Origin of the sequence: Streptomyces sp. NPDC047043 (genome assembly GCF_040644055.1) — a bacterium.
Lineage (GTDB): Bacteria > Actinomycetota > Actinomycetes > Streptomycetales > Streptomycetaceae > Streptomyces.
This window is the reverse complement of sequence record NZ_JBEYVO010000081.1, coordinates 1-9,654: the sequence shown is the minus strand read 5'-3', so window position 1 is coordinate 9,654 and position 9,654 is coordinate 1. Positions and strand designations below refer to the sequence as shown.

Annotated in this window: 9 protein-coding genes and 1 pseudogene; 9 read left to right on the top strand and 1 reads right to left on the bottom strand. The window is 69.5% G+C overall.

Features of this window, described 5'->3' with window-relative positions:
- Positions 1 to 1,010: alpha-L-fucosidase (locus ABZ880_RS54195; RefSeq protein ID WP_361279354.1), on the bottom strand; the 1,010-nt coding region annotated here is incomplete at its 3' end.
- 585 nt (positions 1,011 to 1,595) lie between these two features.
- On the opposite strand from ABZ880_RS54195, the pseudogene ABZ880_RS54190 reads away from it, so the two are divergent.
- The 9 genes and pseudogenes from ABZ880_RS54190 to ABZ880_RS54150 form a co-directional block, all read left to right on the top strand.
- Positions 1,596 to 2,114: pseudogene (locus tag ABZ880_RS54190) on the top strand (glycoside hydrolase family 36 N-terminal domain-containing protein); the annotation flags it as partial.
- A 166-nt stretch (positions 2,115 to 2,280) separates the two neighbouring features.
- On the top strand, positions 2,281 to 2,745 hold the full coding sequence (locus tag ABZ880_RS54185) for a GH36 C-terminal domain-containing protein (RefSeq protein WP_361279352.1): 465 nt from the start codon (positions 2,281 to 2,283) through the stop codon (positions 2,743 to 2,745).
- A 194-nt stretch (positions 2,746 to 2,939) separates the two neighbouring features.
- Complete coding sequence (locus ABZ880_RS54180; RefSeq protein ID WP_361279350.1) at positions 2,940 to 4,007, top strand: sugar ABC transporter substrate-binding protein; 1,068 nt, start codon at positions 2,940 to 2,942, stop codon at positions 4,005 to 4,007.
- A gap of 46 nt (positions 4,008 to 4,053) precedes the next feature.
- Positions 4,054 to 5,619, top strand: a complete 1,566-nt coding sequence (locus ABZ880_RS54175) for a sugar ABC transporter ATP-binding protein (protein ID WP_361279348.1) — start codon at positions 4,054 to 4,056, stop codon at positions 5,617 to 5,619.
- On the top strand, positions 5,612 to 6,652 hold the full coding sequence (locus tag ABZ880_RS54170) for an ABC transporter permease (protein WP_361279346.1): 1,041 nt from the start codon (positions 5,612 to 5,614) through the stop codon (positions 6,650 to 6,652). Before ABZ880_RS54175 ends, ABZ880_RS54170 begins: the two co-directional genes overlap by 8 nt.
- A 94-nt stretch (positions 6,653 to 6,746) precedes the next feature.
- On the top strand, positions 6,747 to 8,072 hold the full coding sequence (locus ABZ880_RS54165; protein WP_361279344.1) for an L-fuconate dehydratase: 1,326 nt from the start codon (positions 6,747 to 6,749) through the stop codon (positions 8,070 to 8,072).
- Positions 8,065 to 8,967 carry an amidohydrolase family protein gene (locus ABZ880_RS54160; RefSeq protein ID WP_361279342.1) on the top strand — a complete coding sequence of 301 codons (903 nt, stop codon included), beginning with the start codon at positions 8,065 to 8,067 and terminating at the stop codon, positions 8,965 to 8,967. Before ABZ880_RS54165 ends, ABZ880_RS54160 begins: the two co-directional genes overlap by 8 nt.
- Positions 8,958 to 9,395, top strand: coding sequence for an RbsD/FucU domain-containing protein (locus ABZ880_RS54155; protein WP_361279340.1), 438 nt, complete (start codon positions 8,958 to 8,960; stop codon positions 9,393 to 9,395). Before ABZ880_RS54160 ends, ABZ880_RS54155 begins: the two co-directional genes overlap by 10 nt.
- On the top strand, positions 9,392 to 9,654 hold a 263-nt coding region (locus tag ABZ880_RS54150), incomplete at its 3' end, for an alcohol dehydrogenase catalytic domain-containing protein (RefSeq protein ID WP_361279338.1). The genes ABZ880_RS54155 and ABZ880_RS54150, both read left to right, overlap by 4 nt.

The following is a 9,654-nucleotide window of genomic DNA, read 5'->3' as shown; positions in this document are numbered from 1 at the left end:
CGTAGGGGCTGGGTGGGCAGGGGTGCTCTGGAGGTGTTGGGGTTCCAGGCGGCGCCGACCTCGGTGAGGCGGGTGACGATGTTGGTGTCGAGGCGGCCGTCGCGGTTGGGCGGGCAGTTGAGGATGAAGGAGGTGTACTTGGGTTCGAGGTCGGCGAGGTGGGAGAGGATCGACGCCTTGCTCATCGGGTCCGTCGTGGGTGTGCTGGGGTGCCAGAACCAGCCGTCACTGATCGTCTGCCCCTGCAGTGACGCGTAGGTGTTCCCGGCGGGCGAGGTGACCCCGAGGGGTTCCTCGAAGTAGATGGCGTCACCGAGGAACGGCACCGACAGCGCTCCATGGTCGATCATCACGATGTCCGGCTGGAGGGACAGTACGTGCTCGCGGATGCGCTGGTAGGAGACGGCCTGTTGGCCCATCTGCCAGGCGTAGCCGTCGGTGACGAACATGTCGATGGTGCCGTAGTTGGTGAGGAGTTCGGTGATCTGACCGAGGATGAGGGTGAGGTCGGCGGGTTGGATGGCTTCCTTGGTGCCGACGCCGTGGCGGGTGTCGTAGGCCTCGACGGTGTGGGTGCGGTCCCAGATGGAGAAGTAGAGGCCGATCTTGAGGCCCTTGGCGCGGAACGCCGTGACGTACTGGTCGACGATGTCGTGCGGATAGCCGCTGTGGGTGACGTTCTGGGTGTCGTAGGCGGTGGGCCACAGGGCGAAGCCGTCGTGGTGCTTGGTGGTGAGCACGCCGTAGCTCATCTTCGCGGCGGCCGCGGCGGCGGCCCACTGGGCGCAGTCGACGGCGGTCGGGGCGAACAGTGCGGGGTCCTGGTGCGGGGCCGCCCACTCCTCGTCGGTGAAGGTGCCCAGGTTGAAGTGGTTGAACATGCCGAACCGCAGGTCGACCAGCTTGCTCAGCTTGTCCTGCGGGGTGGCCGCGGCGGCCCGGCTCAGTGCGTCGAGGCCGGGTACGACGGGCAGCGCGGAGGCGGCCACGGCGGCACCCGCGGCGCCCATGAGTCGGCGGCGGGACAGACTTCCGGACACGATTCACTCCCGGTGCATCAGGGGACGGGGGGGGGCTGATGTGACCTATGAATCTCATCCGTGTGTCAGACAGGTCAACCCTCGTGCAGGGATGAATAGTCGCTGGAAACAAAGAGGTTGGCGGAGCAAAACCAGAAATTTCCCCCCAGTGTCTCCCATGGACATCACATGTATGACCTGTACCTCGCTCATTCCCGGCTTGACCGGCAAGCGTTAGCGATAACACTGTGCCCGTGGACCAGCGGAGTCAGCGTCCCGGCAGGGCGCGGAGACCTCACCGGGGAGTGGGGCCGGCCCGGAGAGGGCGGTCGGCATCTTCGACATGGCCAAGGCCGTCGGAGTCTCCCACCGGACCGTGTCCCGTGTGATCAACGGCAGGCCGAGGGTGAACCGGCCACCCGGGAGCAGGTCCTGGAGTGATCGGGGCGCCGGGCTACCGGCCCGACCGGCTGGCCAGGGCGCTGGCCGGGGGAGTGGTGCGTTCGGTGACCGTCCTCACCGCGGACACCATTCTGTTCCGTGCGGGGCGGCCAGAGCGCCGACACGGCCGGCGAGATGCGGTATGCCCAGGCGGCGGTGCAGGTCCGGTTCGCCGACGGAGTACGCGACCTGGAGCCGGTCCTCGCCGGTGCCGAGACGGCGGAACACCCGGACGGCAGCGTCACGCTGGCGCTGCGGTTCGACGACCGGCACTACTCGCTCACCGTGGAGACCCACTACCGCCTGCGCGCGCACTCCGATGTGATGGAACGCCACCTCGTGCTGCGGCACTCCGGCACCGAGGCCGACGGACCGGTCACCGCCGTCAGGGCCGACTCCGCCACCTGGATGCTGCCCGTGCTCGGCGAGTACTGGCTCAGTCAGTCCTACGGACAGTGGTCCGCCGAGACACAGCTCAACCGGACGCCGCTGTCCTGCGGCGAGACGGTCTTCATCAGCCGCCGTGGTACCACCGGTCACCAGGCCAACCCCTGGGCTATGATCGACGACGGGCGGGCCGGCGAGGACCATGGCGCCGTCTGGTCCTGCGCGCTGGCCTGGAGCGGCAGTTGGAAGCTGACCGCACAGCGACTGCCCTTCGGGCGCGGCACCCTGGCGGCCGGGTTCGGGCACGACCCGGTGACGTGGGAACTGCGGGCGGGCGCAGGTCCACCCCGCGCGGGTGATGGGCGCCTGGGCGACCGACACCAATCCGTACCCGGGACGGCGACTGCCCCTGGACTTCCGTTTCCGTGTCGCCATGGCCGGAGTGCTGGGCGGCGGCGACCTCAACCGCTGGGACGAGGGCGAACTGGCGCGGGCGGCGGAGCAGGGGGCCGCCTGCAAGCGTGTACGGCAGCTGGTGCAGCGGGGCGAGCATTACCGGCTGCGGCCCGTCGGTGACGGCGAGCTGAGCGCCGTGCAGTACCTCGCGCCGGACGGTCGCGAGACCGCGGTGATCGTCCTGCTCCGGGCGCGGCGCTTCGGTCACCACGACCGTCCGCTGCCGCTGCGGTCGCTCGATCCGGCCGCCCGCTACCGGGACGCGCTCACCGGTGCCGTCCTGCTCAGCCAGGGACTGCCGTTGCACCTGGACGCCGCGACTACGCCTCCGCGCTCGTCCATCTGGTGCGTGAGCAGGGCTGATTCCGGTCCTGTCACATCGACCGCCGGAAGGGGCGGGGGCTGCCGCGACCTGCGGCCCCCGCCCCTTCCGCAGGTGTGATCCGTCCAGTGGACATCGACATTGATGGGATTGATTCCAGGTTCTGTGGCGAGAGGTCAGTCTTCGAGTCCACTCTGTTACCAGCGGATTTCGAGTTTCTGCGTCAGGGGTATGGACAGCCCGGTCGGGCTCTGTCTATAAAGACATCCCATCTATCGGGGAAACAGTCACCCGCCGGATCAGTGCGAGGAACAATGACGAGACTCAGAACTGCTCTCTTCTCCGCGGTATCGGCCTGCTCGGCTCTGGCCCTGCTCAGCGCCTGCAGCTCCAGCTCCGACTCCGGGTCGACGACGAGCGACAAGCCGCTGGTGGGCGTCGACTACCCGCGCTCCGACACCGACTTCTGGAACTCGTACATCAAGTACACGCCGGAGTATGCCAAGGAGCTCGGTCTCTCCCTGAAGACCACCAACTCGCAGAACGACGTCGCCAAGCTGACGTCGAACGCGCAGACGTTCATCAGTCAGGGCGTCAAGGGCATCGCGATGGCCCCGCAGGACACCGCCGCCATCGCGCCGACCCTGGCGCAGCTGGAGGCGAAGAAGATCCCCGTCGTCACCGTCGACACCCGCCCCGACAGCGGCAAGGTGTTCATGGTGGTGCGCGCGGACAACCGGGCCTACGGCGAGAAGGCCTGCCAGTACCTCGGTACCAAGCTCGGCGGCAAGGGCAAGGTCGTGATGCTCCAGGGCGGCCTGGACTCCATCAACGGCCGTGACCGCACCGAGGCGTTCAACGAGTGCATGAAGAAGAACTATCCGGACATCAAGGTGTTCGGTGAGGCCACCAACTGGGACGGCGCCGTCGCCGCGCAGAAGCTCCAGACGGACCTGACCGCCAACCCGGACATCAAGGGCGTCTACATGCAGTCCAGCTTCGCCCTGGCCGGCACCCTCCAGGTCCTCAAGCAGAAGGGCCTGCTGGTCGACCCCTCGGACAAGAAGCACGTGTACGTCGTCTCCAACGACGGCATCCCCGAGGAGCTCAAGTCCATAGCCGAGGGCAAGATCGACGCCACCGTCTCGCAGCCTGCCGACCTCTACGCCAAGTACGCCCTCTACTACCTGAAGGCCGCGATCGACGGGAAGACCTTCAAGCCGGGCAAGACCGACCACGACAGCACCATCATCCAGGTCCGTGAGGGTCTGCTGGAGGACCAGCTGTCCGCGCCGCTGGTCACCGCCGACGGCGGTACCTACGGCGGTGTGCCCAGCGTGAAGAGCGACGACAAGTCGCTGTGGGGCAACAACCTCGATTGATGGTCCGTCGGAAAAGCCAACAGCTCACGATTTCAAGGCGGTTGAGATGAGCGACGGGGAGCGAGCAGTCACCCCCGCGCCCGCCCCGGCTGACGACGGGCGGGCCCCCGCAGCCCCGCCCGTCGTCGAGGCGACGGGCATTGTCAAACGATTCGGTCCGACGGTGGCCCTGCGCGACGCCCGGATCACCGTCCGGCCGGGCGAGACCCACGCCCTGGTCGGCCGTAACGGAGCAGGCAAGTCGACCCTGGTGTCCGTCCTGACCGGTCTGCAGGCCCCGGACGAGGGCACGGTCACCTTCGGGGGCGAGCCGGCCCCCCGGCTCGCCGACCGGGACGCCTGGCGGCAGCGCGTGGCCTGCGTCTATCAGAAGTCGACGATCATCCCCACACTGACCGTGGCAGAGAACCTCTTCCTCAACCGCCATCAGAGCGGGCGCAGCCGCCTGATCAGCTGGCAGGCAATGCGCAGCCGGGCCCAGGACCTGCTGTCGACCTGGTCGGTGAACGTCTCCCCGCAGACCATGGCCGGCGATCTGAGCGTGGAACAGCGGCAGTTCGTCGAAATCGCTCGGGCACTGTCCTTCGGGGCCCGGTTCATCATCCTCGACGAGCCGACGGCCCAGCTCGACGCCGCCGCGATCAACCGGCTCTTCGACCGGATCCGCGACCTGCAACGGCAGGGCGTCACCTTCCTGTTCATCAGCCACCACCTCCAGGAGATCTACGAGATCTGCGACATGGTGACGGTGTTCCGCGACGCCCGGCACATCGTGACCGCCCCGGTCGCCGCGCTGCCGCGGACCGAACTGGTCGCCGCCATGACCGGTGAGGCCGCCGTGTCCGACCGTCCGGAGCGGGCGGGCGGTCCCGACACCACCGCCGGGGCCGCCCTGAACGTGCGCGCCCTGGGCAGCGAGGGCGTGTTCGAGGACATCAGCTTCACCGTGGGCGCCGGTGAGATCGTGGGGCTCGCGGGCGCCGCGGGCAGCGGTCGTACGGAGGTCGCCGAGACCGTCGTAGGACTGCGGGCCGCCGGGTCAGGCGAGCTGGAGATCGCTGGGAACCGGCCCCGGCCGGGCAGTGTCCCGGCCGCGCTCGCCGCCGGCGCCGGGTTCGTCCCGCAGGACCGGCACCACCAGGGCTTCGTCCCCGACATGTCGATCGCGGACAACGCCACCCTGTCGGTGCCCGGCCGTATCGCGCAGCGCGGTCTGCTGAGCAGGGCCCGCCGGGACCGGCTCGCCGGGGACATGATCGAGAAGCTGGCGATCAAGACGCCCGGACCGGAACTCCCCGTCTCCTCACTGTCCGGGGGCAACCAGCAGAAGGTCGTCATGGCGCGCGCCCTCGCCGACGACCCCCGGCTGCTGGTCCTGATCAACCCGACGGCGGGCGTGGACGTGCGGTCCAAGGAGTTTCTCCTCGGCAAGGTCGAGGAGACCGCGGACGCCGGCACCGGAGTGCTCATCGCCTCCGACGAACTCGACGACCTGCGCATGTGCGACCGGGTCCTGGTGATGTTCCAGGGCCGGATGACGACAGAGATCGCCCGCGGCTGGCACGACCACGACCTCGTCGCCGCGATGGAAGGAGTGGACCTCGATGCCTGAAACCGCCCTCGCGGAGACCCCCGCGCCCGAGACGGGGGAACAGCCCGGGCGGCGCGCGCTGCTCGGTGGACGCGTCCCCCTCGCCCGGCTGCGCGACCTCGCCCTGGTCCCCGCCATCGTCGTGATCGCGATCGTCGGCCAGATCGTCAACCCGATCTTCCTGCAGACGGACAACCTGATCAACGTCCTGCAGACCATGTCCGAGATCGCCCTGCTGGTCCTCGCCCAGACGATGATCCTGATCGTCAAGAAGATGGACCTGTCGCTGGAGTCGACGATGGGCCTCGCGCCCGGCGTCGCGGCCTGGCTGGTGGTGCCCACCGGCGCCGGACACGGCCTCGGCCTGCTCCCCGGTGCCTGGGCGATCCCCGTCACGCTTGCGGTGGGCGTACTGATCGGTGTGGTCAACGCGCTGCTGATCATCCGGTTCGGCCTCAACGGCTTCATCGTCACCCTCGGCATGCTGATCGTCCTGCGCGGCATCCTCACCGGCATCTCGGGCGGGCAGACCTTCTTCCAGCTGCCCGAGTCGATGCTCTACCTCGGCACCGCCGAATGGTTCGGCATGCCCGCCTCCATCTGGGTCTGCCTGGTGCTGTTCGCCGTCGCGATCGTCGTCCTCGGCTGGACCAGCTTCGGCCGCTCCCTGTACGCCATCGGCGGCAACGTCGACGCCGCGAAGGCGGCCGGTATCCGTACCGACCGGGTGCTGGCCATCGTCATCGTCACGGGGAGCCTGCTCGCCGCCCTCGCCGGACTGCTGCTCTCCGGACGGCTGGCCTCGGTCGCCTCCGCGCAGGGCAACGGCTACATCTTCACCGTCTTCGCCGCCGCCGTCATCGGCGGGATCAGCCTCAACGGTGGCAAGGGCACGATGTTCGGGGCCTTCACCGGCATCCTGCTGCTCTTCATGATCCAGAACGTGCTCACCCTGGCGGGCGTCCCCGCCCAGTGGATCGGAGCCCTCAACGGCCTGATCATCCTGGTCGCCCTCTGCATCTCCCGTATCACGGGCGGCAAGGTCCAGGACTGACCGACCGGCAACGGCGCCGGAACGCCTATCACCGCTCAGTACTGCCCGTCGCGAAGGGCCGAGTGCCCGACCGACCCTCACAGGAGTTCTCACCATGACGCCTGCCGTGCCCTCATCCGCCCGCATCACCGCCCTGGACGTGCTCGACGTGCGCTTCCCGACGTCCGAGCACCTGGACGGGTCCGACGCGATGAACCCCGAGCCCGACTACTCGGCCGCCTACGTGGTCCTGCGCACCGACGCCGGCGACGGACTGGAGGGCCACGCCCTGGCGTTCACCACCGGCCGCGGCAACGACGCCCAGGCCGCCGCCATCGCCACCCTCGCCCCGCACGTGGTGGGCCTGTCGGTCGAGGAGGTCTGCGGCGACCTGGGCGCCTTCGCCCGCTCTCTCGTCCACGACCCCCAACTGCGCTGGCTGGGACCGGAGAAGGGCGCCATCCACATGGCGACCGGAGCCGTCGTCAACGCCGCCTGGGACCTGGCCGCCAAGCGGGCCGGCAAGCCCGTGTGGCGGTTCCTGGCCGAGATGACGCCCGAGGAGCTGGTGGCCCAGGTCGACTTCCGCTGGCTGTCCGACGCCCTCACCCCCGAGGACGCCCTGGACATCCTGCGCCGCGCCGAACCCGGACGCGGGGAGCGCATCGCCCACCTGCTGGAACACGGCTATCCCGCCTACACCACCACCCCCGGCTGGCTCGGCTACTCCGACGAGAAGCTGTCCCGCCTCGCCCGCGAGGCCGTCGCCGACGGCTTCACCCAGATCAAGCTGAAGGTCGGCGCCGATCTGGAGGACGACATCCGGCGCATGCGCACCGCCCGCGAGACCGTCGGCGCGGACATCCGCATCGCCGTGGACGCCAACCAGAGATGGGACGTCCAGCCCGCCATCGACTGGATGCGCGCGTTGGCCCCCTACGACCCGTACTGGATCGAGGAGCCCACCTCCCCGGACGACATCCTCGGCCACGCGGAGGTCCGCAAGGCCCTCGCTCCCATCAAGGTCGCCACCGGCGAGCACATCGCCAACCGGGTGGTCTTCAAGCAGCTGTTGCAGGCCGGCGCGGTGGACATCGTGCAGATCGACTCCGCCCGGGTCGGCGGCGTCAACGAGAACATCGCGATCCTGCTGCTCGCCGCCAAGTTCGGCGTCCCGGTCTGCCCGCACGCCGGCGGCGTCGGCCTGTGCGAGATGGTCCAGCACCTGTCGATGTTCGACTACGTCGCGGTCACCGGGACCACCGAGGACCGGGTCATCGAGTACGTCGACCATCTCCACGAGCACTTCGTCGACCCCGTCCGCATCGCCCACGGCAACTACCTGGCGCCCGAACTCCCGGGCCTGAGCGCCCAGATGCACCAGGCGTCCCTCAAGGAGTACACCTACCCCGACGGCCCGGTCTGGTCCGCCCGTGTCTGAGCCGCTGCCCCTGGTCGACGCCCACCACCATCTGTGGGACCTCGACCTCCGACCCCAGCCCTGGCTCGACGAGCCCGGACACGAGCCGATCCGCCGTTCGTTCGGCCTCGCCGACCTGCGCGCGGAGGCCACCCGGCCGATCGCGGGCCGCCGGCTGACGGGCACGGTGGTCGTCCAGTGCGTGACATCGTTGCCCGAGACCCGTGAACTGCTCGCCCTGGCCGACGAGGACCCGCTCGTCGCCGCCGTCGTCGGCTGGGCGGACCTGGCCTCCCCGACGATCGAAGACGTACTCGACGAGCTGCGGGACGGGCCCGGCGGTGGTCACCTGCGGGCCCTGCGCCACCTCGTGCAGGGCGAGCCGGACCCTGCGTGGCTGCAACAGCCGTCCGTGGAGCGGGGGTTGCGCGCGGTCCAGGAACGCGGCCTCGGTTACGACGTGCTGATCCGCGGTCACCAGTTCCCGCAGGCGATCCGCCTGGCCGAGCGGTTCCCCGGACTGGAGCTGGTCCTCGACCACGCGGGAAAGCCGGACCTCGTCACCGGTGAACTGAAGGACTGGGCACGGCAGGTGGGAGAACTGGCCGGCCACCCGCAGGTGCGGTGCAAGGTCTCGGGGCTGGTCACCGAGGCCGACCACGACACGTGGACGCTCGACGACATCCGGCCGGCGTGGGACGTACTGCTGTCGGCCTTCGGCCCGGACCGGCTGATGTTCGGCTCGGACTGGCCGGTCTGCGACCTCGCCGGCGGCTGGAACCGCTGGGCGGGGACGGTCGAGGAACTTCTCCACGACTGCTCCGCAAGCGAGACCGAGGCGGTACTCGCAGGTACGGCCGCCTCCTTCTACTGCCTTCCCGCACACCGGACCGAGGGGACGGCCGCGTGCTCCTGACCGAACTGCTGCACCCCGGCATCCTCGAAGCCCTCGCCGGCGCCGGCCACGGCGCCCGTGTCCTGCTAGCCGACGGTCACTACCCGGCGAGCACCGCCACCGGCGAGCGCGCCAGGACCGTGCATCTCAACCTCGCCCCCGGGCTCCTCGACGTCACCAGCGTCCTCGACGTTCTGTTGCGTGCGCTGCCCGTCGAGTCGGCCCATGTGATGGTGCCGCCGGAGGGCGAACCCGAGCCGCCCGCGATCGCGGAGTACCGCTCCCGGCTCGCGCCCGTACCGGTCGAGACGCTCGGCCGCTTCGCGTTCTACGACGCCGCCCGCTCGCCCGACCTGGCGCTGGCGATCGTCACCGCCGACACCCGTACCTACGCCAACCTGCTGCTGACCATCGGCGTCCGCGCGGAAGGGACCCTGACTTCACGATGACTCTCGCTGTTCGTTATGTCTCCGCTCGTGTGTTGGACACGACGGCGGTGGAGGAGGCGCCGCCGGGCCGGGGGGAGGTGGTGCTGGCTCCGGCGTTTGTGGGGATCTGTGGGACGGATCTGCACATCTTCCACGGGGACATGGACGCGCGGGTGGGTGCGCCCGCGGTGTTGGGGCATGAGATGGCGGGCCGGATCGTGGCGGTCGGGGAGGGCGTGGAGGGCTGGCAGCCGGGCGATGCGGTGACGGTGATGCCCTT